Annotated in this window: 17 protein-coding genes; 13 read left to right on the plus strand and 4 right to left on the minus strand. The window is 42.6% G+C overall.

Features of this window, described 5'->3' with window-relative positions; translation table 11 throughout:
• The 3 genes from L4C54_RS11460 to L4C54_RS11470 all read left to right on the plus strand — a co-directional run.
• On the plus strand, positions 1–422 hold a 422-nt coding region (locus L4C54_RS11460; RefSeq protein WP_428808290.1), incomplete at its 5' end, for an FUSC family protein.
• Positions 423–629: 207 nt separating this feature from the next.
• Positions 630–1,892 carry a metal-dependent hydrolase family protein gene (locus L4C54_RS11465; RefSeq protein WP_428808291.1) on the plus strand — a complete coding sequence of 421 codons (1,263 nt, stop codon included), beginning with the start codon at positions 630–632 and terminating at the stop codon, positions 1,890–1,892.
• Between the two features lie 135 nt (positions 1,893–2,027).
• Positions 2,028–2,489 (plus strand): hypothetical protein, encoded by a 462-nt coding sequence (locus L4C54_RS11470; protein WP_428808292.1) that lies wholly within the window; start codon positions 2,028–2,030, stop codon positions 2,487–2,489.
• A gap of 101 nt (positions 2,490–2,590) precedes the next feature.
• Here L4C54_RS11470 and L4C54_RS11475 read toward each other — a convergent pair whose 3' ends face one another.
• Entirely contained in the window at positions 2,591–2,893 is a 303-nt protein-coding gene (locus L4C54_RS11475) for a hypothetical protein (protein WP_428808293.1), read from the minus strand.
• A gap of 262 nt (positions 2,894–3,155) precedes the next feature.
• Here L4C54_RS11475 and L4C54_RS11480 point away from each other — a divergent pair, with 262 nt between their 5' ends.
• The 5 genes from L4C54_RS11480 (at position 3,156) to L4C54_RS11500 (ending at position 5,521) form a co-directional block, all read left to right on the plus strand.
• Positions 3,156–3,494: a hypothetical protein gene (locus L4C54_RS11480; protein WP_428808294.1), complete on the plus strand. Its 339-nt coding sequence runs from the start codon at positions 3,156–3,158 to the stop codon at positions 3,492–3,494.
• A gap of 81 nt (positions 3,495–3,575) precedes the next feature.
• Positions 3,576–3,905: a zinc ribbon domain-containing protein YjdM gene (locus tag L4C54_RS11485; protein ID WP_428800247.1), complete on the plus strand. Its 330-nt coding sequence runs from the start codon at positions 3,576–3,578 to the stop codon at positions 3,903–3,905.
• A gap of 57 nt (positions 3,906–3,962) precedes the next feature.
• Positions 3,963–4,211, plus strand: a complete 249-nt coding sequence (locus L4C54_RS11490; RefSeq protein WP_428800248.1) for a DUF3297 family protein — start codon at positions 3,963–3,965, stop codon at positions 4,209–4,211.
• 282 nt (positions 4,212–4,493) lie between these two features.
• Positions 4,494–5,102 carry a sugar O-acetyltransferase gene (locus L4C54_RS11495; RefSeq protein WP_428800249.1) on the plus strand — a complete coding sequence of 203 codons (609 nt, stop codon included), beginning with the start codon at positions 4,494–4,496 and terminating at the stop codon, positions 5,100–5,102.
• A gap of 227 nt (positions 5,103–5,329) precedes the next feature.
• Positions 5,330–5,521 (plus strand): YqaE/Pmp3 family membrane protein, encoded by a 192-nt coding sequence (locus L4C54_RS11500; RefSeq protein ID WP_428800250.1) that lies wholly within the window; start codon positions 5,330–5,332, stop codon positions 5,519–5,521.
• Between the two features lie 64 nt (positions 5,522–5,585).
• On the opposite strand, the gene L4C54_RS11505 is transcribed toward L4C54_RS11500, so the two are convergent.
• Together L4C54_RS11505 and L4C54_RS11510 are read right to left on the minus strand one after the other, a co-directional pair.
• Positions 5,586–5,984: a YkgJ family cysteine cluster protein gene (locus tag L4C54_RS11505; protein WP_428808295.1), complete on the minus strand. Its 399-nt coding sequence runs from the start codon at positions 5,982–5,984 to the stop codon at positions 5,586–5,588.
• A 209-nt stretch (positions 5,985–6,193) separates the two neighbouring features.
• Entirely contained in the window at positions 6,194–6,784 is a 591-nt protein-coding gene (locus L4C54_RS11510) for an FMN-dependent NADH-azoreductase (RefSeq protein ID WP_428808296.1), read from the minus strand.
• 168 nt (positions 6,785–6,952) lie between these two features.
• On the opposite strand from L4C54_RS11510, the gene L4C54_RS11515 reads away from it, so the two are divergent.
• Both L4C54_RS11515 and L4C54_RS11520 read left to right on the plus strand, forming a co-directional pair.
• Positions 6,953–7,813: a LysR family transcriptional regulator gene (locus L4C54_RS11515; protein WP_428808297.1), complete on the plus strand. Its 861-nt coding sequence runs from the start codon at positions 6,953–6,955 to the stop codon at positions 7,811–7,813.
• Positions 7,814–7,954: 141 nt separating this feature from the next.
• Complete coding sequence (locus tag L4C54_RS11520) at positions 7,955–8,356, plus strand: thioesterase family protein (protein WP_428800254.1); 402 nt, start codon at positions 7,955–7,957, stop codon at positions 8,354–8,356.
• Positions 8,357–8,465: 109 nt separating this feature from the next.
• On the opposite strand, the gene L4C54_RS11525 is transcribed toward L4C54_RS11520, so the two are convergent.
• A complete protein-coding gene (locus L4C54_RS11525; protein ID WP_428800255.1) occupies positions 8,466–9,314 on the minus strand; it encodes a 4'-phosphopantetheinyl transferase family protein in 849 nt (282 codons plus the stop codon).
• A gap of 777 nt (positions 9,315–10,091) precedes the next feature.
• On the opposite strand from L4C54_RS11525, the gene L4C54_RS11530 reads away from it, so the two are divergent.
• The 3 genes from L4C54_RS11530 to L4C54_RS11540 are packed head-to-tail and all read left to right on the plus strand — an operon-like array spanning position 10,092 to position 25,848.
• Positions 10,092–17,870 carry a phosphopantetheine-binding protein gene (locus tag L4C54_RS11530; protein WP_428808298.1) on the plus strand — a complete coding sequence of 2,593 codons (7,779 nt, stop codon included), beginning with the start codon at positions 10,092–10,094 and terminating at the stop codon, positions 17,868–17,870.
• Positions 17,870–19,954 (plus strand): PfaB family protein, encoded by a 2,085-nt coding sequence (locus L4C54_RS11535; protein WP_428808299.1) that lies wholly within the window; start codon positions 17,870–17,872, stop codon positions 19,952–19,954. Before L4C54_RS11530 ends, L4C54_RS11535 begins: the two co-directional genes overlap by 1 nt.
• Positions 19,951–25,848: a hotdog fold thioesterase gene (locus tag L4C54_RS11540; protein ID WP_428808300.1), complete on the plus strand. Its 5,898-nt coding sequence runs from the start codon at positions 19,951–19,953 to the stop codon at positions 25,846–25,848. Before L4C54_RS11535 ends, L4C54_RS11540 begins: the two co-directional genes overlap by 4 nt.
• Positions 25,849–25,855 lie beyond the last annotated feature (7 nt).

Genomic DNA, 25,855 nt, shown 5'->3' on the forward strand with positions numbered 1-25,855 from the left:
GTTTTATTGATAGAACAGGGGCTGCTCTTGGTGCGTATTTGTTTATGATGATTCACAGCCCAATAAGCAAAAACCTTGCCCCTAAAGCTTGGCAGCGATTAAGTGGAACGGTCATTGGAGCCGTGGCATATCTACCTTTAGGTTTGTTGTTAGGAGACTTAGAGTCACCACTGGCTGTGACGGTCGTCGTATGGTCATTCGTTATCCTGTCACTTTATATGATCCTTGTCTTTCTTGAGCACAACTACACGTTAGCGGCAGCCTTTATTATGTTGTTGATTTTGATCATTGCAGTTGGGCCTTTCAATCTAGAGCTTGTTGATGCAGTCTTCATGCAGCGTTTTTGGTACACCTTAATTGGTGGCGGCGTGATGGTGGCGTTAGGCGTGCTAGTACCAATCCATGATAAAGAAGTCGCTTAGTTTTAGAGTAATACTTAATGACTTCTTTACCTTTAGTTCAGAGGCAGTCAGCTTATACCGTTGCTGCTTTTTTTGGATTCTAATGCTTTTGTAGTTCCGATTTTTAGCTTTGATTTTATTGTCACCAAATGGCAATTCTTTGTATAGGTCGGTGAGTATGATTACTTCATCAGCTTAACAAGCTTAATCCAAAAAGAGATATTAAATATGAAAAAGCTAATTGTGAACGCAAATGTATTTAACGGCACTGATAACAAATTAACTGAAAATGTTTCAGTTCTTATCGAAGATAACCTAATTACTAAAATTGGTCAGGTTGACCCTGCAATTGCTGATGAAGTGATTGATGCTAAAGGCGGTACGGTTATGCCAGGCCTTATCGATGCTCACGTACACATTACGCTTTCAGCCGGATTTAATGTTCTAGATGCGATGACAACAAACGAAATTGCAATTCGCTCTGCAAAAATCTCACAACAGATGCTGATGCGCGGTTTTACAACATGTCGCGATGTTGGTGGTAACGCTTTAGGTCTAAAAAACGCGATTGATAGCGGCTATGCAACGGGTCCACGTATCCTTCCTTCACAAGCTGCTATTTCACAAACATGTGGTCACTCTGATTATCGCCAGAACCAAGCGCAAGAGCGATTAACCAATGGGCACGAAGACTCGCCACTAATGAAGACCGGAACGTTCAAAGTGGCTGATGGTCGCACAGAAGTATTAAAAGCAGTACGTGAGCAGCTATTTAACGGCGCTTCTCAAATCAAAATAATGGCTGGTGGTGGTGCATCATCTACCTTTGACCCGCTAGATACGCTTCAATACACATTAGATGAGATGAAAGCAGCGGTTGAAGCAGCAAGTGACTACGGTACTTACGTTGCAGCGCATATACACACGATTCCAGCAATGTTAAGAGCGGCAGAAGCGGGCGTTAAATGTTTTGAACACGCGACGATCATGAACGATGAAGTGGCGAAAATCATCAAAGAGAAGGATATTTGGGTTGTTCCATCTTACTTTACCGCGTCACTTATCGCAGAACGTAAGATTCCACTACCAAATGAAGAAACCTATCGTAAAACGGAGCGTGTCGGTAAAGCGATGCTAAGTTCGGCCGAACTAATCAAGAAGTACGATATTCAAAATATTGCATTTGGTACTGACTGTGTTGGTACAGCGAATGTACACGAAACTCAAATGCAAGAGCTTAAAGCGATTGAAGAGACATTCGACACCATTACAGCGCTGCGTATGGCAACGTCTAACTGCGGTCGTTTATTTGAATTGTCGACCTATCAGCACCCATACCAAGATGGACAACTAGGTAATATTGTTGAAGGTGCTTATGCTGATTTGCTTATTGTTGATGGCAACCCATTGGAAAGTGTTGATTGTGTCATTCAAGATGAAACGAAGAAAGTGATCATGAAAGATGGTGTGATTTATAAAAATACTCTGTAACAGATGGCAACAAGAGCCTGATCGGCAGGCTCTTGTTTTTGCTACTTAGAATACGAAAAAGATACACCTGTTTGCTATGAAGAAAGTAATTGGACGAACTTTCTAACTAATCAATACGTAAGAGAGTTGAACAATATGACGACTAAAGCACCTATTTACGGATTTAACACAAAACAGCGACTATTTGTTGGTTATACACTAGCGATATTGGTTGATTTGTGTGTACTAAACTTCTTCAATGAATACTGGGGTTTCGTTAGTTTTTCTTCATTTACGGTTTCATTTGCCGCAGCAATATTATTACAGGTATTACTTAAGGCTTCGATTCAAGCAGAGCACAAATTAGCAGGTTACTTCGCGACAAAAGAAGGCTTGTTACCGAAAGTTATACGCGCAGTGTCGAGCTATATCATACTCGTCGGTTCCAAATTTTTGATATTAGAGCTACTCAACCTGTTGTTTGGCGATAAGATTCAGTTTACAGGCCCTTGGAATGGCGTTATCGCGTTTATTGCGGTTGTCTTTACAATACTGTTAGCAGAGAAAGTAGTGGCAAATATTTACTTTAAGCTAAATGACAAGGAGCCGATTAACTGATTAACTTTTGGTTGCTAATCTATACAAATAATAAGAGCTGCTTTTTAGTGGCTCTTAAATTATATAAGGCTTGGCCTTTTGAGTATCACTCCAAACATTGACTAAGACACTTTAGTTGCCATTAATACATCTCGGAAGCTATAAAGCACGGCAGAAAAGAGACTAAGAATGACAAAGTACCCAGCAGCTAAAACAACCTTATGTGAAATGGCATAACTGTCAGAAGCTTTACACGTAGTAGTGTTATCGTCATCGAATGCTTGTACAAAATTTGCAGGGTATTTAGACGGTAATGGCTCGATAGAGAGTTTGCCAAAAGTCAAAATAGAAATTATTAGTCTACCGACTCTGTAAGCTAGAGGGTTACCAAATATAATCAGAAGGCTTGCTATTGCTTCCCCCATGTTTGCCGCCTTTATTCGTTATGAATTATTGTGTTGTATAGAGAGTTTACTAAACTGGCTAAACCTAAGTAAATACAAATTAATCAATATGATATCGTTAGTCCAATAGTAAGAGTTGCGTCAAATTATTAACTGCTACTATGAAATGATTGAGTTGACGCAAAACACATGGCGTTTAGTTTTCACAGGTCATATACTAACGTTTTGTGACAGATAAACTAATGATTTATCTAAAGCTTCAATATGGATACGTGGGTGTTATATGTCCAATTTTCTAAAACTATTGATAGGCTCTAATGTCATCTCTTTAAGTATTGTATTCACCATTGAAATCTTTACTGGGATACTACAATTATCATTTCTAACTGACTATGCGTTCTATTCAATGCTGATTCTTGTTGGGGTAGGTTCAATTATGTCGTTTTCTGGACATAAAGTTGGTTATAGCGATCCAACCAATAGTGCGGGTGTTGTTGCTAGTACCCTTATAGAAAATGATTCGCCTAAATCTTTCATTGTTACAAAACTTGAAGGTACAAGTGTCGGCCACACACTATTACTTGCTAGCCTATTACCTTTGGTGTTCTGCATCGTCTATTAAGTAAAGCTAATCAAATAACTAGGCAAGCACAAAAAGAGCGATTACCATAAGCGCAAGTCCCATTTGTATAAGTAAAACTGTATGTCGTTTCCTCCGTGTCCCAATTGTAATTCTGAGTTCGTCTACCAAGATCGTGAGAATCTTATTTGCCCAGAGTGCTCGTATGAGTGGAACCCATCAGATGTTGAAGATGTTTTTGTTGTGAAAGATATCAATGGAAAAATCTTAGAACAGGGTGACAAAGTTACATTAGTAAAAGATTTGAAAGTGAAAGGAAGCTCGTTAAACCTTAAAATTGGTACCAAAGCGGTTATAAAGCGAATTATAGAAGGCAAAGACCATCAATTGGATTGTAAGGTCGATGGCGCTGGAGAAATTCTGGTGACTGCTAAGTATGTTAAGAGAGCTTGAGCGGTTGCTCTATAAGGTCTACAATGGCGCACTTTTTATTTAAGTCAGGTCACCAACATGAACGACACTACATCGAAACCAACATTACCAGATCGCCTTTCGGGTAATCCTCGTAGCCCACACCACGTGGCTGAAATCTTTGAGCACCACATTGGTATTCGTTTGAAAGGTAAAGAGCGTAATGATGTTGAAGAGTACTGCATCAGCGAAGGTTGGGTAAAAGTACCTTCACCTAAAGCCTTAGACCGTTGGGGCCAGCCAATGTTGATTACTTTAAAAGGAACGGTTGAAGCATTCTATAAATAGGTTGATATAGCGAATAACCGTTTTCTATACGAGCGCCCGAAGTTAATTACTTTGGGCGCTTTTGTATCTGTCGGACATACATCTGGTTCGTTTTCCATTCACAGTAACAACATAGTGCTTTTCATCCAATAACTTGTTCGAAAACATACTAATACATTTGGTTTTTGTTATGGTCAAACTTGATGGTTATTTAAGTTATCGTGGGCAAAAGTGTTTGTTTCAAGCTCTAATGCAGAACTTTTTAATCTGGCTATAGTGGTGTCTTTCAAAGAGAGGTAAATGATGGACAGTAAGACTAAATTACACGGGCAGAAAGTCTATTTTTGTGACGATGAAACCTTAGCTAATGAGCAAATGAAATGCTTAGACAGGCTGTATGACTTTAATCTCACTAGACCAACTGAAGGGGATAAGCGTTTAGAAATAATGAAAACGCTGTTCGCCGAAGTTGGTGAAAACTGCTATTTAGAGCCTCCTTTACGTGCCAACTGGGGAATTCATACCCATTTAGGTAAGAATGTGTACGCTAACTTCAACCTAACGTTAGTTGATGATACGCATATATATATTGGTGATTATGTCATGATTGGCCCTAACGTCACCATAGCAACAGCTGGGCATCCTATTGATCCAGACCTAAGACGTGACATTGCACAATTTAATATTCCTGTGGCTATTGGGAATAACGTTTGGATTGGAGCTAATTCTGTCGTTTTACCGGGCGTTACCATTGGTGAAAATACTGTTATTGGTGCAGGAAGTGTTGTAACCAAAGATATACCAGCGAATGTTGTTGCTGTGGGTAACCCGTGTCGTGTTTTGAGAGATATAGGGGAGCATGACAAAGAGTATTATTACAAAAATCGGAAAATCGATTTGGCATCACAATAGCCTCATTTGAGTTAGGCCTGAGCCTTTGGCAACCTTTGTTAAGTCATGCCTAGACAAAGATTTCGCCTCGATCTCTACATTAGATGTTCGTTTAGTTGATTATGATTTCAGTAAAGCGAATGTCGTTGATGAGCACCGAGTCTCATATTTTGGACATATTCAGATATGATTATGCGCTAAGTTTAGTATCAGGGTGATTAATTACTTAGTTTATGTAGGAATTTGAGATGAGATTTTTGTTGGCTATTTTTCTTCCTTGGCTTCAGTTTTTTACTATTGAACGACCAATAGCGGGTGTTGTTTGTTTGGTGTTACAATTCACCTTAATTGGTTGGATACCTGCGGTTATTTGGTCCATGTTTGCATTAAGTGAATACAATACCGATCAAAAAATTGAACAAGCATTTGGTAAGCAATGAATGTAGGAAAATGATGACGAAATAGAACTTATGAGAGTCTTAATTCTATACCGAAATGTACGCTTTAAGTGCTTGGTGGGCGGCTATCTATCATTAATTTATCGAGCTTAATTTGGGCTTGTTTCGGGTTATCTAAGTCAAGAGCTTCTATCATTTCACATTCATCTCTTACCATTTCAGCAATGAGACTAGGGTAGTGTCGACAGTCTTCTGGCCTGCTTAAGTATATACTGCAGGTATATTTATCTGATTCTTGTGATTGAGTTTTTTGCACCCATTCGAGGAAAGGACAATGGTCGAATTGTTCGCCTGTTTCTGGGTTGAACCAAATCTTACCATTTTTCACATACTCAAAAATTTCTGGATTAAATATCTCCCACAAATCAATTTCTTCTTGGGATGCCCAAAGATCGCCACCGCCATATTTAGTACAGCATTTACCGCATTGATTACAATCTTTCATAGTGGTCAGCTAGTAATTAATTAATAGATAGTAGAGTATACCACTGATGAACTTTTGTGATCACGATCTGTTTAGGTCTGTACGCAAACTGCCTAAAGTTGGCTTTGGTTTGTAGTGGTTGATTTAGAACACGTACATATAATCATTGTGATATGTACGTGCTTATCCAAATTGTGATAATTGTGTTCCCTGTAGCAGCTAACGCTCAGTTAAACAGCGACTTCTTCCAACAATTGTTTTGCGTTTGAAATAGCTGACTCTTTACTCTCTTCCCCCATTGCCGTGCCTTCCGCATAGATAAACTGAACATCTGCTATCCCGATAAACCCGAGAAACTGTTTTAAATAGGGTGTCATGAAGTCATGGTCGCTGTCTTTATAAAAGCCACCTCGGGTCAGTATCACAACCGCTTTCTTATTCTGCAAAAGGCCTTCCGGACCGTTCTCTCCGTAAGTGAAGGTTTTACCCGCACGAGCAATTTGGTCAAACCAAGATTTCAGTGTAGAGGGAATACCAAAATTATACATAGGAACAGCAAGTACAACATAGTCGGCTTCTTGAACTTCTCCAATCAGTTTATCGGAAGTGTCTAAAGCTTGCATTTGTTCACCAGTCAATTGCTCAGGGTCGGTTGAGAAAAATGAACTTAGTGTAACTTCGTCATAGTGGTTGATAGGCGACGATGCTATATCACGCTCAATTAGGTTTACTGATTGTTGGTTGATCCACTGTTTAGCCAGTTGTGTAGACGTAGAGTATTCACCAGCTGCACTTGAATAGATTGCGAGAATGTTTTTCATATTTATCACCTTTAGAGTTGTCATGGTTCAAATATAGTTATTTCATTGATGCAAATAAATGGCAATATATGCATTACTAAAATGCATAATTGCAATGGATGGGATGTTCAACGTATGTTAAAAATTTTGGCTTTGAACAAAAAACAGACTAGCTGAAGGAGTAAATCTATGGACTGGAACGATTTACGATATGTTATTGCTATTGCAGAGCAGGGGTCATTGAAGGCGGCAGCTGAACATATTGGGGTTAATCACAGTACAGCATGGCGTCGAATACAAGGGTTGGAAGAACAGCTAGGGTGCCAAATCTTTATTGCAGACCGGCAAGGGTACCGTTTAACAGATGCAGGGTTAGAGGTACTAGAAAGTGCAAAGAAAATGGCATCTCATGTTGAGGCAATCCAGCTGAGTACTCATATCAATAAGAAAGATATGCAAGGCTTAATACGTCTTACAGCACCGAATACGATGGCTTCACGAACGCTGCCGGAAATGATTTACAAGTTTAATCAAAAATACCCTTTGGTTGAGTTTGAGATAATCGAAGGAATCGGCGATTTAGACCTTGGTAAACGGGAAGCTGATATTGCCATTAGAGCAAATATGAAAGCACCAGAAAACGTTATCGCGAGAAAATTAAAGCAGGCACCTTGGGCCTTTTTTGCGCATCCTGATTTGGTACCAAAACAAAAAATGGATTTGGAGTTACTTAGAAAGCAGCCCTTAATTGGTTATAAAGGCTTTGAGCCGAGACCGGTCAAATGGTTTCGACAAAACGTATCGAGTGGTCCATATAGTATTACTTGCAACAATGTAGAGACAGCTAAGGGTTGCGCGAAAAATAAGCTTGGCATTGCTCTTTTACCTGCGTTGATGTCAACCGAGCTTGTAGAGGTATACCGATTACCTAATGAGTTTAGTGGCTATATTTGGTTACTTGCCCATCCGGAGATGCGGAAAGTCGTACGAGTAAAAGCATTTTGGGATTTTTTGTTAGAACAAAATGAAAAAGGCATGTTTCTTAGTTAACGCGAGGGAAATGAATTTAAAGAGGTCAGACTAGCATGCTTTTACGTTTCAATTCTTGAAGTGTTTTAGAGGTTTAATGTAGAGTGCCGACAATTATTTCGCATTTTGATGATGCCAACGTTAATAACGAGATCCACCTACATGAGCAAGATCTTTCACCATCCTGTACAAATATATTATGAAGACACCGACCACTCAGGGGTTGTTTATCATCCAAACTTCCTAAAGTACTTTGAACGTGCAAGAGAGCACGTATTAGGCAGTGACAAGCTCGCTGAACTTTGGAATGAGTATGGGTTAGGGTTTGCAGTATACAAGGCTAACATGACGTTTCAAGACGGTGTGGAGTTTGCGGAAATCTGCGATATTCGTACCTCATTTAAACTGGATGGCAAATACAAAACGCTTTGGCGACAAGAAGTGTGGCAGAAAGGTGCGACTAGGCCTGCCGTTATAGGTGATATTGAGATGGTGTGTTTGGATAAAGAGAAGCGTCTGCATCCATTACCAGAAGATGTTTTAAAGGCGATGCTAGCAGGTTAGTGCAAACAATGTATTTTAGTTGAGGGTAGGGCACTCTCGAAGATCTACTCACTAATAACCGAACTCAACTGCCGTTCTACTGATTATCGTATTAAGAGCGGCAATAGTTCTACCGAAACAAATCGTCATTTCCAAATTCATGCATGCTAATGATCATATCGTTACTGACTCCACCTAACGTCACCGCGAATCTATATTGATCATTAAGGCGACCTAAGGCACTTTGCCAATACGTCGAACTATTTGTCCCTTCTTTTTCTTTATCGCTTGTATGGTCTGCGAATACAATGTCGATTCCTGTGTAAAGTTCAAACTTGCCATTACTACAAGTACTACCCACGTCGTTACCAACAAGGTCGTGATCGTGATTCACCTTCATTGACGAAAAATCAAAAGAGAAACTTTTAAGAGAAGTCGATAGACCTTTACCTGTCGCTTTTATATAGGACTCTTTCAACGCCCATAAATCAAAAAAGCGCGCTCTTTGGTGAACCGCCGGCAAGCTATTTAAGTCTTCTACCTCTCTACTTGAAAAGTAATGAGCCGTAATTGCATGAATATCGGTGCTCTCTCTAGTGTGTTCAATATCGATCCCCAGCTGAACTGTATCTGCTGGAGATTGAAACACGCCAATCAACAAGTGATCTTTGCTGTGACTAATATTGAAGTGAAGCCCCGTTGAAGCAAGTTGGTTAATCTCTAAAGTAGGCTTTCCTTTGTCACCATATTCAAAACGCCATTGAGTAGGTTCGATATTGCAGTAGCGAGAAAGTATTGAGCGAAGATAGGCTCGAACGTAGAGCGCACGAATTCTATCAGCGTGCATACGGTAGCGATCAACCTTAGCGATCTCATCTGGTGTGAGGAACGTTTTAAGATGTGAGATTCGCTCAAATGTTTCATCGAGTTCAATAAGGGGACACAGCCACAAATCTACCTGTGGTTGACGATCAAACATAATTTCTCACTTACTAAAAAACACACAAGGTGGGTTAAATTTAAACACTAGATAAAAGCGAAAAATAGCCCCTAAATAATGCGGATTTCTTTTCATATGGAGACGATATTACTTGAGGTGGAAGTTATCATAATTTTTGCACTGACAAAAATAACCCATTGCAGAATAAGGCTCTCTTTAAGAATACTTACAAAAACCTGACGTAGATCTCATTAAGGTTATATGTAGAGTAAAAGCACTAACGTTCACTTGCTAGCCAATATTAATCAGTTAGTTAGCTTGTTTTACTTTGCATTCCTATGAAATCTGGAGAATTCAACTGGTCTGAAGAGATAGTACAGAGCGTTTAGAGGATTGTATCAACTTGCCACCTCGGGTAGCCTGCTCAACCATTGGTCAAATTAACTAATTTTCATTGCGAGATTAAGCTTCTTACTTAGCAATAGTTTGGATAGGATTTAATGGGCATTTCAGTAACGAACATTTCATTTTCAAGTAATGTGCTAATGAAGGCTGTACTAAAGGACCAAGTACTTAATAAGCCAGCTCAGTCAGACCTTAACCTAACGTTTCAATGCTTACACCGTCTATGAAGAGCATTACCCCCTACGAGTTATCGAACTCTAAGAAACAAATCTATATTTGGTTGCACAACCTCAGCAACCAGAATTTTCAGCTGTGTTTTTATAAATCTTTTACAGATTTTCTTTCTATGTATCTAAAAACGCCGTATCAAAACATGTCATCACTCTCTGTGATGTCCAGTGGAGACTCATAATGAGCCAACCCGAAACAACCAAACCTGAATCTATCGACGATACTCGTCTTAATAAGCGCCTAAAAGATATGCCGATTGCAATCGTTGGCATGGCGAGCATGTTTGCGAATTCCCGTTATTTGAACAAATTCTGGGATCTTATTAGCGAAAAAATCGATGCTATCACTGAAGTTCCAGACACCCACTGGCGTCCAGAAGATTACTACGATGCAGACAGAACTACGCCAGATAAGTCTTACTGTAAGCGTGGTGGTTTTATTCCTGAAGTAGACTTCAACCCAATGGAGTTTGGCCTTCCGCCAAATATTCTTGAGCTGACTGATACGTCTCAGTTGTTATCGCTTATCGTAGCGAAGGAAGTGCTTGAAGATGCAAAACTTCCAGAAGGCTATGACCGCGATAAAATTGGTATTACGTTAGGTGTTGGTGGCGGTCAAAAAATCGCTCAGAGCCTGAACGCTCGTCTGCAATACCCTGTATTGAAAAAAGTATTCAAGAGCAGTGGCATTAGTGACGAAGACAGCGAGATGCTGATCAAAAAGTTCCAAGATCAGTACATCCACTGGGAAGAAAACTCGTTCCCAGGCTCACTTGGTAACGTTATCTCAGGTCGTATTGCTAACCGCTTTGACCTTGGTGGCATTAACTGTGTAGTTGACGCTGCATGTGCTGGCTCGTTAGCTGCTATGCGTATGGCGTTGAGCGAGCTTGTTGAAGGTCGCAGTGAAATGATGATCACTGGTGGTGTTTGTACAGATAACTCACCAACGATGTACATGAGCTTCTCTAAGACACCTGCATTTACCACCAACGAAACTATTCAGCCGTTCGACATCGACTCTAAAGGTATGATGATCGGTGAAGGTATTGGTATGGTTGCGCTTAAGCGTCTAGAAGATGCAGAGCGTGATGGCGACAGAATTTACTCTGTAATTAAGGGTGTTGGTTCATCTTCAGACGGTAAGTTTAAGAGTATCTATGCTCCGCGTCCTGAAGGCCAAGCTAAAGCCCTTAAACGTGCTTACGATGACGCTGGCTTTGCTCCGCATACGTTAGGCTTACTTGAAGCTCACGGTACCGGTACAGCGGCAGGTGATGTTGCAGAATTTGGCGGTCTAAATTCAGTCTTTAGTGAAGATAACGAAGAGAAACAGCACATCGCGCTTGGCTCTGTTAAATCTCAAATTGGTCATACTAAATCAACGGCAGGTACGGCTGGTTTGATTAAAGCTGCGCTAGCGTTGCACCACAAAGTATTGCCACCAACGATCAATGTCTCTGCTCCAAACCCTAAATTAGAGATCGAGAACTCTCCATTCTACTTGAATACTCAAACGCGTCCTTGGATGCGCCGTGTTGATGGTACGCCACGTCGTGCGGGTGTGAGCTCATTCGGTTTCGGTGGTACTAACTTCCACGTTGTAATGGAAGAGTACAAACAGGAACATGCTCGTGGTGATAAATACCGTCAGCGTCAAGTTCCTCAATCGTTCCTATTTAGTGCAGAGTCACGTAGCGCGCTAACCGCAAGTTTAAAGCAGGTTGTCTCTGAACTTACTGACAACGAAAAAGACTTAGCTAAGTTTGCTACTCAATACGCTGTACGAGACATTGATGCATCGCATGCTCGTCTAGGTCTTGTTGCCAATGATCAAGCGGATCTTGAAGCGCAGCTTACAAAAGCTATTTCGATGATTGACGGCCAAGAGAAAGCACAATGGCAATTGCCTAATGGAACGACTTTCCGAGAATCCGCATTCACAAGTGCTGATAGTAAAGTTGCAGCATTGTTTGCAGGGCAGGGCTCTCAATACCTAAACATGGGTCGCGAGCTTGCATGTCATTACCCTGAGATGCGTCAACAATTAGCAAAAGCGGATCAGGTATTTGGTCAACACAAGAAGACAGCTTTGTCTCAAGTACTTTTCCCTATTCCAACATTCACAACTGATGCAGCTAAAGCTCAAGAAGCAGTATTGACTAATACTGCGAACGCTCAAAGTGCAATTGGTACGATTTCAATGGGTCAGTTCGAGATCATGTCTCAAGCAGGCTTTAAAGCGGACATGGTTGCAGGTCATAGCTTTGGTGAATTAAGCGCGTTATGTGCATCTGGTGTTATCTCTCAAGATGATTACTACCAATTAGCATTTGCTCGTGGCGATGCAATGGCAGCAACACCAAAAGAAGGTGACAGCGGCACAATGTACGCTGTTATCTTGGATGCCGATAAACTATCTGCTGTTGAAAGCTGCATTACTGCGTTTGATGGTGTGAGCATTGCAAATTACAACGCGCCAACTCAGCTTGTTATTGCAGGCCCTACAGATGCAACTAAAAAAGCCGCTGATGCACTAACTGAGCAAGGTTTCAAAGCGATTGCTTTACCAGTGTCTGGTGCATTCCACACACCATTAGTTGCTCATGCTCAAAAACCATTTGCATCTGCAATCGACAAAGCAACGTTTAGTGCTTCTGCTTTACCATTGTATTCAAACGCGACTGGTAAACTGCACAGTAAAGATGGGAAGGCAATTAAGAAAGCTTTCAAACAGCACATGCTGCAATCAGTACATTTCAGCGCTCAACTTGAAGCTATGTACGACGCTGGTGCACGCGTGTTTGTTGAATTCGGACCGAAGAACATTCTGACTAAACTGGTAGAGAAAACGCTAGCAGATAAAAGCGAAGAGCTTTGCACGATCAGTATTAACCCAAGCCCTAAAGGTGATAGTGATCATCAATTGCGCTTAGCAGCGGTTCAACTTTGTGTAGCGGGCGTGTCACTAGACAACATTGACCCATACCAAGCCGATATTGCAGCGCCAGCAGCTACGTCGCCAATGAACATCAAATTGAATGCGACGAACTACATCAGCCCATCAACGCGTAAGAAGATGGACAAGTCGTTGTCTACTGGACAAGTGACTGAGAAGACTGAAATTGTTGAAGTGAAAGTTGAAGTCGAAAAGATTGTGGAAAAAGAAGTGATTAAAACTGAAATAGTAGAAGTTCCTGTTGCCGTTGCAGCAAATCAAGTATCAGCAACAGCACAAGCTGCTGCTCAAGTAACTCCAACTCAGGCATCTAACGTTCAAGGTAACGTACAAGCTACGTCGTCTGTATCTGTGGATGAGTCGTCGTTACAGTCGTTCTTTAACGCTCAACAGCAAGCAGCTGAAGTTCATCAGCAGTTCTTAGCAATTCCTCAGCAATACGGCGATACGTTTAATACGCTAATGTCTGAGCAAGCAAAAATGGCGACAGCAGGCGTTTCGGTTCCAGAAAGCCTACAACGCTCAATGGACATGTTCCACCAACACCAAGCTGAAACGTTGAAAGCTCACGCGCATTATTTAGAGATGCAAGCTCAAAGCAACAATTCAGCGTTAAGTGCTCTAGGCTCTCAAAGCGTAGCACCAGTAACGGTTCCTGCTTACACGCCAACTGTTGTTGCACAAGCTGTAGCACCAGCAGTTAAGACGCAGGTAGCTCCACAAGTTGCTCCTGTTAAAACACAAGCAGCTCCAGCCGTCGCACAAGCGCCTAAACCTGCAGCTCCAGTTGTTCAACAACAAGCTACTCAAGCAATGGCAGCTAAGACTTCAGCACCGGCAATAGTGGCTCAACCGGCTCCTGTACAAGTACAATCGGCTGATGCTGAAAAAGTAATGCTAGAAGTGGTTGCTGAGAAGACTGGCTATCCAACCGAGATGTTAGATCTTGATATGGACATGGAAGCGGATCTTGGTATCGATTCTATCAAACGTGTTGAGATTCTTGGAACGGTTCAAGATGAAATGCCAAACCTTCCAGAGCTTAACCCTGAAGATTTAGCAGAGTGTCGTACGCTTGGTGAAATCGTCGTTTACATGAACAGTAAGATGCCTTCAGGCGCTACTGTAGTTAACAGCACACCTGTTCAAACAGCTCCTGTTTCAAACGGTTTAGATGCAGCACTTGTTCAAAAAACAATGCTAGAAGTGGTTGCTGAGAAGACTGGTTACCCAACAGAGATGCTTGATCTAGAAATGGATATGGAAGCAGACCTTGGTATCGATTCAATCAAGCGTGTAGAAATACTAGGTACCGTTCAAGATGAGCTACCAACATTACCTGAGCTTAACCCTGAAGATTTAGCAGAGTGTCGTACACTGGGTGAAATCGTTAACTACATGAACAGTAAGTTATCTGCTGTTCCGGCTGTTGTAACAGCAGCTCCTGCATCAACGCCAGTCGCTAGCGGTCTAAGTGCAGAGACAGTTCAAAAGACAATGTTAGAAGTGGTTGCTGAGAAAACCGGTTACCCAACAGAAATGCTTGATCTAGCAATGGATATGGAAGCTGACCTTGGTATCGACTCTATTAAGCGTGTTGAAATTTTAGGTACAGTTCAAGATGAGCTACCAACTCTTCCTGAACTTAACCCAGAAGACCTAGCAGAGTGTCGTACTCTTGGCGAAATAGTCGATTACATGAACAGCAAATTATCTGCTGTACCTGCACCTTCTGCTCAACAAGTTCAAGTAGCAACAACAGGTGGACTTAACGCAGAGACAGTTCAAAAGACAATGCTTGAAGTGGTTGCTGAAAAAACCGGTTACCCAGTAGAGATGCTTGATCTAGCAATGGATATGGAAGCAGACCTTGGTATCGACTCTATTAAGCGTGTTGAAATTTTAGGTACAGTTCAAGATGAGCTACCAACTCTTCCAGAGCTTAACCCTGAAGATCTAGCAGAGTGTCGTACACTAGGCGAAATCGTTGATTACATGAACAGTAAGCTAAGCGCACCTGCTCTTGTAGAAGAAGCGTCAATAGTGCAAACGGAAGCTGCTCCAACAACTAACGGTCTAAACCCTGAGCATGTTCAGTTAACAATGTTAGAAGTGGTTGCTGACAAAACAGGTTACCCAGCAGAAATGCTAGACCTAGCAATGGATATGGAAGCAGACTTAGGTATCGACTCAATCAAGCGTGTTGAGATCCTTGGCACGGTTCAAGATCAACTGCCAACGCTTCCAGAGTTAAACCCTGAAGATCTAGCAGAGTGTCGTACACTGGGCGAAATCGTTACATACATGCAAGGCAAACTGTCAACGTCTGCTCCAGTAGCGAACGTTGAAAAGTCTGCAACTCAAACTGTGACGTCTATTTCTGAATCTACAGAACTTCCTCCACACAATGAGGTAGCGCTAAAAAAGCTACCAGCGGTAGATAAACTGGTCGACTGTTTTTCAAAAGACGCTTGTGTTGTGATCACCGATGATGGCCATAATGCGGGTGTTCTAGCAGAAAAGCTGACTGCTAACGGCGTTCAAGTTGCTGTAGTACATAGTCCACTATCTGCCGCGTCACCACTAAATAGTGAAATCGCAAGCTACACGCTAGAAAGCATTGATGATGCGGGTGTAAGTTCTGTTATCAATTCAATTGAAGCAGACTTAAAATCTTCAAACAAAGTGATTGCTGGTTTTGTTCACCTACAAGCGTTAGTTAATTCGAAAGAAGATCAAGCTAAGTTAGGCGTTAACTTAAATGTCGATTCTAAATTGTCATTTTCAATCGCGTTCTTATTCGCTAAGCACCTAAACAGCCAACTAAACACTGTGTCAGGTCGTAGCGTGTTCTTCACTCTAAGCCGTATTGATGGCGGTTTTGGTTACCTAGATGCAGAGCAATTAGTTAATGCAGAGCTAAACCAAGCGGCACTTTCAGGTTTAACTAAAACGTTGAGCCACGAATGGTCAAACGTGTTCTGTCGTGCGCTAGATGCAACGCTGGCGCTTGATGCTCGCCACTTAGCTGAAGCTATTACAGCAGAGCTTTTCGACATTGATACTAATACTGTTGAAATCGGCCTAATTGAAGCTGTTGAAGGTGAATCTGGTCGTGCAACATTGATTGCAGCAGCTCCAGGCGAAGCTGTAACAAAAAATACAGCAGCAAAATTGAGTAAGAGCGACAAGGTTCTTGTTACTGGGGGCGCTAAAGGCGTAACGTTCGAGTGTGCCTTAACACTAGCTAAGAAGTGTCAATCTCACTTCATTCTAGCGGGTCGCAGTAAGCATGTTACAGAAAGCGAGCTTCCACAGTGGGCTCAAGGTAAGCAAGAGAGCCAACTAAAACCTGCAGCAATTGCACATTTGCAAGCGACGGGTGATAAACCAACACCAAAGAAAGTCGATGCGTTAATTAAGCCTGTATTAAGCAGCCTTGAAATCAATGCCGCTTTAGCAGCATTTAGTGGAGTTGGCGCGAGCGCTGAATACCTAAGTCTTGATGTATCGAACAGTGAGTCTGTAGTAAATACACTGGCGAACTTCAACGACATCACTGGCTTGATTCACGGAGCAGGTGTACTGGCTGATAAACATATTCAAGACAAAACGTTAGATGAACTGAACATGGTTTACGGAACGAAAGTCGGCGGATTAGAAGCAGTACTTAGCGGTCTTGATAGCAGCAAGCTGAAATTGGTTGCGATGTTTTCATCAGCGGCGGGTTTTTATGGAAACACAGGGCAAAGCGATTACGCGATGTCGAACGAAATCTTGAACAAAGCAGCACTGCAGCTTTCAGCACGTAACCCAGAAGCGAAAGTAATGAGCTTCAACTGGGGACCGTGGGATGGCGGCATGGTAAACGCGGCACTGAAAAAAATGTTCGAAGAGCGTGGTGTTTACGTGATTCCTCTACAGGCAGGTGCAGAATTGTTTAGTTCTCAACTGCTAAGCGAAACTGGCATTCAATTGCTTGTTGGTACAAGCATGCAAGGCGCTGAAGAGGAAGCTTCTGTAAAAAAGCTTAATGCGGAGTCTATGCATCTTGCAAAGAGTCCGCTGAAAACAAGCATCACTGTGACACGTATCCTTGATCCAAAGGCTCTGCCTTTCATCAAGGATCACTGCATTGCCGGTAACCCTGTGTTACCGACAGTGTGTGCAATCCAATGGATGCGTGAAACAGCGCAGCAATTGATAGGGGCGAACGTCAGCGTTCGCAACTACAAGTTGCTCAAAGGCGTAATCTTTGACACTGATGAAGTACAAGAATTAACGGTGACACTGTCACCTATGGCTTCAAAAGCTTCGGCTAAGACTGACGAGATAAAAGCGTTGATCAGTTGCCAAGGTCGTCCGCAATACCAAGCTGAATTGTTGGTTGCTGATGCTCAGGTGGCAAGCGACGTACCGGCTTCATTAGTTAAGCATTTTGATGTTAGCTCAGACTCAAAAATAGCCACTGTAGAAACTTTGTACAGTGATGGAACGTTATTTCACGGGCCAACACTACAAGGCATTAAAACGGTAGAGCGTTTTGACGACGAAGGCTTGTTAGCCCAATGCGAAATGCCAACTGTTGCTGATAGTGATTGCGGATCTTTCATTGCAAAAAATGCATTTGGTGATAGCCAGCCATTTACAGAAGATTATCTGTTACAAGCGATGCTAGTTTGGGCTCGTCTAAAGTACGGTTCAGCAAGTCTTCCTTCGGCAATTGGTGAGATGATCTGTTATTCACCAATGCAATCAGGAGATAAAGGCTATTTAGAACTTGAAGTGATCAAGAGTACCGCTCGTTCACTGCAAGCGAATATCGCCCTTTATCATCAAGATGGTCGATTAAGTGCTGTTATGAATGGGGCGAAAGTGACCATCAGTAAAACGCTTAATGATGCCTTCTTAGCGAATCAACCTGAGACTAAATCGGTAGCTAAAAAGACAAAAAAGTCTAAGGCAGCTGATTCTAAGACAGAAAAGGAGCTATCCTCATAGTGACTGTTCCTTCTAATAAAGCGATGCCTTTGCGCATCGCTCTTTTAGCTCAGCCTGCAAACGCCGCTGGGCTTTCTGCCGACTTACTGTCCTCACTTCCTACTGTTCAAAAAATAGTGGTCGGTGATGATTTCAATCTATCGATTAATAGCGCTATTGAAGCGGTGTCTCAAGGTCATGTTGTTGAGCTAACTACCGATTCCATTAATGGTGAGATGAAAAATAGTATCTTAATGTTAAACGCATTGAGTGCTGCGAAAAGCAAAATTCATCCTCATGCGTACTTTGCTGGTTTTTGTGAAAATAGTGCAACAAAAGCTGAAAGTGTCGAAGAGGCGCTTTCACACGCCCGACGTCAACATGAAGACCTTAGCTATGATCGTGACTTTGATGTAATTACTTCTACGCAACAATTCACTGAGCTGTTTGGTGTGCTTACCGCTATATCAGGTCGAGCACTAGCAAATCGTTATTGGTTTACACAACCGAATAAAGCTCGTGTTGCTTCGCTAACGTTTAATAGCAAAAGTGAAGGTTCAACAAGTTTAATTTTAACTCAAGCGACAGGGCTACAGCCCGCCAAACCATTACTTTCTGAAGAGAGAATAATGTTCGTCGTTAGTGGTTCAAATGAAACGGAACTTAGATCCGCTCTAGCTCAACTAAAAGTACAGCTTAGTGACTTGCCTTTAAGTGACTCTAGTGAGTTTAAAGCGATTGAACTGATTGAGTTAATGCATTCTAACCTTAAGCAGTATCAGACATCTGGTTCTAAAAATGCTGCTTGTGCTGATATTGTCATTCAAGCGGTATCGGTAGAGTCTGCGTTAAAAGAGATCTCTGCGTTAGAAAGCTCACTGAGCAAAGTAATGGCTGAAAACGGTCATTACAAAACGCCTGCTGGTAGCTGTTTTTCACCAGATCCAAACAGCAAAGGTGGAGTCACATTTGTTTACCCAGGTGTAGGCACTGTCTATTCGGGGTTGCTTCGTGAATTTCACCAATATTTCCCACAGCTTTTTGCTCGTTTAGAGCGTGAAGGTGATCTAGAGGAAATGCTGCAAGCGAGTAAAACTTACGCTGATGAGCCGCAAGAGCTGTCACTGAGTGAGCTTGCTATAGCGGGTGTGGGCAGTAGCTATATTCTGACTCAATTGTTGTGTGAAAATTTCGCAGTGAAGCCGGACTTCGCGTTAGGTTATTCCAAAGGCGAAGCATCAATGTGGGCAAGTTTGGGAGTGTGGAAAAACCCACACGCACTGATTGAGATGACTCAAACCAGCCCAATATTCACCACCGCGATTTCAGGTGAGCTAACTGCGGTACGTGAGAATTGGCAATTAAGCACTGCTGAAAAAATTAAGTGGAATAGCTTTGTTGTTCGCAGTGATGCTGCTTCTATTGAAGCTTTTCTACCTGAGTTTCCACGTGCTTATCTAGCCATTGTTCAAGGTGATACTTGTGTTCTAGCAGGTTGTGAAGAAACGTGCCGCGCACTTCTTAAGAAGTTAGGCAAGCGTGGAATTCCAGCTAACCGTGTAACAGCGATGCATACTACCCCAGCTTGGAGTCAGCATGAGCAGATACGTGAGTTCTACACGCAACCAGTATTTGATGAACTGCCTGAGCATATTCGCTTTATTAGTGCCGACCAAAATCGTCCAGTTGATATCGACAGTCAAAGCATTGCACTTTCAATTGCTAATACGTTTTGTTCGACATTAGACTTTACTTCATTGATTCGTAGTGCCCGTACACAGGGAGCTCGTCTGTTTATCGAAGTAGGGGCTGACCGTCAAACAAGTACGCTAATCGACAAGATTAATCGTACTGATGAGGTGGCTAACGGGTATTGCACTGTGGCGGCGAATGCGAAGGGTGGTGAAGACATCACTACGCTATTGAAATGCATTGGTCAGCTAATTACTCACCAAATTCCGCTGTCTGTCTCACCGCTTCTTGAAGGCTTAGAGCTGCAAATAAATAACGCGAAGCTCCAGCGTGATTTATCTGCAACGAACTCACCTAACAGTAGCCATGCAGCAGAGAATCAAGCAAATAATCACCAAGGAGAGCCGATATGAGTTCTCAGAAAGATAAAGTGAAATGCAATAAAATTGCAATTGTTGGTATTGCCAATCAATACCCGCAATCAGATACGCCAAATGACTTTTGGCAGAACCTACTTGATAAGAAAGATTCACGTACAACGTTAAGCGCTGAAAAACTTGGCGCAACACCAAATGATTACCAAGGTGTTCAAGGTGAGTCTGACCGTTTTTATTGTGATAAAGGCGGCTATATTGAAAATTTCAGCTTCGATAGTTCAGGTTACCGCGTAACGGAAGAGTCATTCAAAGGTGTCGATCAAAGCTTTTTATGGGCACTGGACACTAGCCGTAAAGCCCTAGTAGATGCTGGAGTTGATATCAGCGCTGATGTACTAGAGCGAACGGGTGTGATTATGGGCGCGTTATCGTTCCCAACGACACGCTCTAACGACCTGTTCCTACCTATGTACCATTCAGTGGTAGAGAAGGCGCTGAAGACGAAGCTTTCAAACGAAAACTTCCAGTTATTGCCAACCAATGAGCAACCTCAGCCACTCAATGCGATCAATGGAGCCGCTGCTCATAACGCGTCGAAGTTGGTTGCTGATGCATTAGGCCTTGGCAATGTACAGTTAAGCTTAGATGCAGCATGTGCAAGTTCGGTCTATTCATTAAAGCTTGCCTGCGATTACCTTAATACGAGTAAGGCTGACATGATGTTGGCTGGTGCTGTATCTGGCGCTGATCCATTCTTTATTAACATGGGCTTCTCTATATTCCATGCTTATCCAGACCATGGTGTATCAGTCCCATTTGATAGCAACAGTAAAGGTCTATTCGCCGGTGAAGGTGCAGGTGTTTTAGTTCTAAAACGTCTCGCTGATGCAGAGCGTGATGGCGACAATATTTACGCCGTTGTTAGTGGTATTGGTTTATCAAACGATGGCCGTGGCCAGTTCGTATTGAGTCCAAATAGTAAAGGCCAAGTACAAGCATTTGAACGTGCTTACGAAGCGTCAGATTTATCACCTGAAAGCATAGAAGTGATTGAGTGTCACGCTACGGGTACACCGCTGGGTGACAAAGTAGAGCTGACTTCAATGGAGCGCTTCTTTACGGACAAGTTGCAGGGATCTAGCGTGCCACTGATTGGCTCCGCTAAATCAAACCTTGGCCACTTGCTTACAGCAGCGGGTATGCCAGGGATCATGAAAATGATCTTTGCTATGAAGGAAGGCGTTTTACCGCCAAGTATTAATCTTGATACCCCTCTATCTTCTCCAGATGGTCTATTCGGTACGCAAACTTTACCGAAACAAGTTCAGTCTTGGCCAGATAAAGCAGGCAACTCAGAACGTTGTGCTGGCGTATCCGTGTTTGGCTTTGGTGGTTGTAACGCCCACTTATTACTTGAAGCCTATTCAGAAAACAGTAGCAACAATGTGTCGGTTCAGCAGCCTAGTACTAACGCCGCAACTTCTGCATTGAAGATAACAGGCCTAGCATCTCACTTTGGTTCCCTAAAAAGTGTGTGTGAGCTTGATAGTGCGATTAAATCAAACTCGAACGCGTTCATTGAACTGCCGAAGAAACGTTGGAAAGGTTTAGATCAACATCCAGAGCTGTTAAGCAAGCTTGGTTTACATGGCGTCCCTAGTGGTGCCTACATTGACCAATTTGATCTTGATTTTTTACGCTTTAAAGTTCCACCAAATGAAGACGATCGTTTGATCTCGCAGCAACTACTTCTAATGAAAGTAGCTGATGAAGCGATTCGCGATGCCAAGTTAGAAGCAGGACAAAAAGTTGCAGTGTTAGTAGCGATGGAAACTGAACTGGAAATGCATCAGTTCCGTGGACGTGTAAACTTGCACAGTCAGCTAGCTGATAGCCTTTCTAACATGGGTATTGATTTAACGGAAGCTGAATACAAAGCGCTTGAAACCATTGCGATGGATAGTGTGATGGATGCAGCGAAGCTGAATCAGTACACCAGTTTCATTGGCAATATCATGGCGTCTCGAATTTCATCATTGTGGGACTTCAATGGACCAGCCTTTACTATTTCCGCTGCGGAGCAATCTGTTGCGCGTTGTATCGATGTTGCTGAAAACCTAATGTCACAAGAGTCAATTGATGCAGTCGTTATTGCCGCAGTAGACTTAAGCGGTAGTGCTGAACATGTATTACTACGAAACAGCATTACGCCAGTCGCTTTAACTGCCAACGATAATGGTTGGAAAGTCGGTGAGGGTGCGGGTGCTCTTGTTCTGGTTGATCAAGCACACGCGGAATCAACCCAATGCCAAGCTTACGGTGAGATAAGTGCTTTGGCCTTTGGCTCTAGTCAACGTGAACACGTGGTGACTGACGAGCTTCTAACACGCGTAGGTGTAAGTTCAAATGAGGTTTCTCTTCTTGAACTCAATGAAGCAGCTGAAAATCAAACGACTAGCCAATTAACGAGTACGTTAAGCGCTGCAACACCAATTCATGCGAGTGAACGTGTTGGCCATTGTTCATCTGCATCTGGCATGGCGAGCCTTATTCATGGTTTATTGAGCTTAAATGTTCAATCGCCTGTGAATGTTAGCGCACCGAAAAGAGCAGTTGTGGCAAACATCAGTGAAGGGCAGTGTTCTCAATTATTGTTAACTCAGTCAAACGTTGAATCTCAATCTTTGAATGGCCGTTTAAGTAATGAGTTGCCAAGTGACAGTAAGCGTCAATTAGTTAAGTCAGTAGCGCTGGGTGGACGCGATATTTATCAGCACATCACGGAAACACCGTTAGCTGATTTGAATCAGATCCAACAAAAGTCAGCAGGTAAATCAGCGAACAGACAAGCAACGGTCGCGACATTAGCGCAATCGAATATTGTGACTCTACAACATGCTGAAGCTCCACTGCAAGAGACGGCACAAATAGAGACGCCACAGCTTACAACGGCACAGCCTTTACATTCTTCTGCAACTTTGGCGACGACTTCGCCGAATTCGATTACAGGTAATCACAGCAATATGACTACAGTCCTATCCGCTAAAGAGAACGCACCTCAGATTTCAGCGTTCAATCAAAATCAACAATTGACTCAAGAAGTGCACAAAGCGTTTCTACAGACCCGTGCACAAGGCCTTCAAATAGCTGATGCACTATTAAAGGCGCAATTAAATGCCGTTACAACGGGTATTGATAGTGCTCTGTTAAGCGATAGTGTTCAAACATTGGAGATTCAAAACGGTGTGGCTAGCGCACCTGTAACGCAACCAGTGAATGTTCTTTCTTCGCCAGACAAAGCAGCGCCGGTTAAGCCTGTCCTTAAACCATGTATTTGGAATTACGACGACTTGGTTGAATACGCTGAGGGTGACATTGCCAATGTATTCGGTCCTGATTACGCAATCATTGATAGCTATTCACGTCGTGTAAGACTGCCTACGACCGATTACCTTCTAGTATCTCGTGTTACTAAGCTAAACGCGACAATGAATGAGTACAAGCCAAGCACAATGACGACGGAATACGATATTCCAGTTGATGCGCCTTACCTTGTCGATGGCCAAATACCATGGGCAGTGGCTGTTGAATCTGGCCAATGTGACCTGATGTTGATCAGCTACTTGGGCATCGATTTTGAAAACAAAGGTGAGCGTGTTTATCGTCTTCTTGATTGTACTCTAACGTTCCTAGGCGATTTACCTCGCGGTGGCGATACTCTACGTTACGATATCTCTATCAATAACTATGCTCGCAATGGCGATACACTGCTGTTCTTCTTCTCTTACGAATGTTTCGTTGGCGATAAGATGATCCTGAAAATGGACAACGGTTGTGCAGGTTTCTTCACTGATGAAGAACTGGCTGATGGTAAAGGCGTGATTCACACCGAAGAAGAGATCAAAACTCGTAAGCTGGCGACTAAACAGCGTTTTGACCCAATCTTACATTGCCCTAAAACTGAGTTTGATAACCAATCACTACGCCATCTGCTTACTGCAAATATTGCGGAATGTTTTGGCCCGACTCACAAATCAGATCGCCATCAGCCTTCACTGTGCTTTAGCTCTGAGAAGTTTATGATGATTGAAAAAGTCAGCCGTGTTGAACCACAAGGTGGTACATGGGGACTTGGCTTAATTGAAGGCCATAAGCAATTAGAGCCTGAACATTGGTATTTCCCATGTCACTTTAAAGATGACTCGGTAATGGCTGGTTCGTTAATGGCAGAAGGTTGTGGGCAGTTACTACAGTTCTTCATGATGCACCTAGGTATGCATACGTTAGTGCAGAACGGTCGATTCCAACCGCTAGAGAATGCACCACAGCAAGTACGCTGTCGTGGCCAAGTTCTTCCTCAATCTGCTGAGCTAACTTACCGCATGGAAGTGACGGAAATTGGTTTGAGCCCACGTCCATACGCGAAAGCAAACATTGATATTTTACTAAACGGTAAAGTCATTGTTGATTTCCAAAACTTGGGTGTGATGATCCGTGAAGATGAAGAGTGTACTCGTTACATTGGTTCTGGTGATTACGTGGTGACGGATGAGACAACGATTCCTTTCGCAGAAACAACTTCAACTGCTTCTAGTTCAGTAAAATCTGTTGTTGCAGATAAATCGGTAAGCCAACAAGCATCAGTGAATGCACCTTTAATGGCTCAAATTGAAGATTTAGGCACGGCAACAAATAAAGGCGTTGTTCCGCTTCAACACGTTGAAGCACCAGTAACACCTGATTACCCGAACCGTACTCCGGATACTGTTCCGTTCACGCCTTACCATATGTTTGAATTTGCAACGGGCGATATTGAAAAATGCTTCGGCCCTGATTTCTCAATCTATCGAGGTATGATCCCACCACGTACTCCATGTGGTGATCTGCAGTTAACGACTCGTGTTGTAGATATTCAAGGTAAACGTGGTGAGTTTAAAAAGCCATCATCGTGTATCGCAGAATATGAAGTACCAGCGAATGCATGGTATTTCGACGAGAATAGCCATGAAACTCTAATGCCTTATTCGGTATTAATGGAGATCTCACTTCAGCCAAACGGTTTCATCTCTGGCTACATGGGTACAACTCTTGGTTTCCCTGGTGAAGAGCTATTCTTCCGTAACCTCGATGGTAGCGGCAAGATGCTACGTAACGTCGATTTACGCGGCAAAACAATTACCAATGACTCACGTCTACTTTCAACGGTAATGATGGGTACTAACATCGTTCAAAGCTTTAGCTTTGAGCTAAGCACCGATGGTGTTCCTTTCTACGAAGGTACAGCCGTATTTGGTTACTTCAAAGGCGCGGCGCTTAAAGATCAACTTGGTCTTGATAACGGCAAGGTTACTCAACCTTGGCATGTTGATAACAACCGCACACCTGATGTTAGCATTGACCTTCTCGATAAGACGAGCCGTTACTTCAACGCTCCAGTTTCAGCAACGGGCGTAGAACAAATGCACTACAAACTTGCTGGTGGTCGTTTGAACTTTATCGATAACGTTCAAATCACAAGCGATGGCGGTAAGTCTGGTCTTGGTTACCTATACGCTGAGCGTACTATCGACCCTAGCGATTGGTTCTTCCAGTTCCACTTCCATCAAGATCCTGTAATGCCAGGTTCACTAGGTGTTGAAGCGATCATTGAGCTAATGCAAACGTACGCGCTGAACAAAGATTTAGGTGCAGGTTTCCGTAATCCTAAGTTTGGTCAAATTCAATCTGAAGTGAAGTGGAAGTACCGTGGTCAGATTAACCCGTTGAACAAACAAATGTCTCTTGATGTACACATCACAGCAATCAAAGATGAAGACGGCAAGAAGATCATTGTTGGTGACGCGAACCTGAGTAAAGACGGTCTTCGTATCTACGAACTAAAAGACATCGCGATCTGTCTTCAAGAAGCCGACAGTATTGAAGAAGCGTAAGCCAAGC

This window comes from Vibrio lamellibrachiae, from assembly GCF_050337265.1.
In the GTDB taxonomy this organism is placed as follows: Bacteria; Pseudomonadota; Gammaproteobacteria; order Enterobacterales; family Vibrionaceae; genus Vibrio; species Vibrio kyushuensis.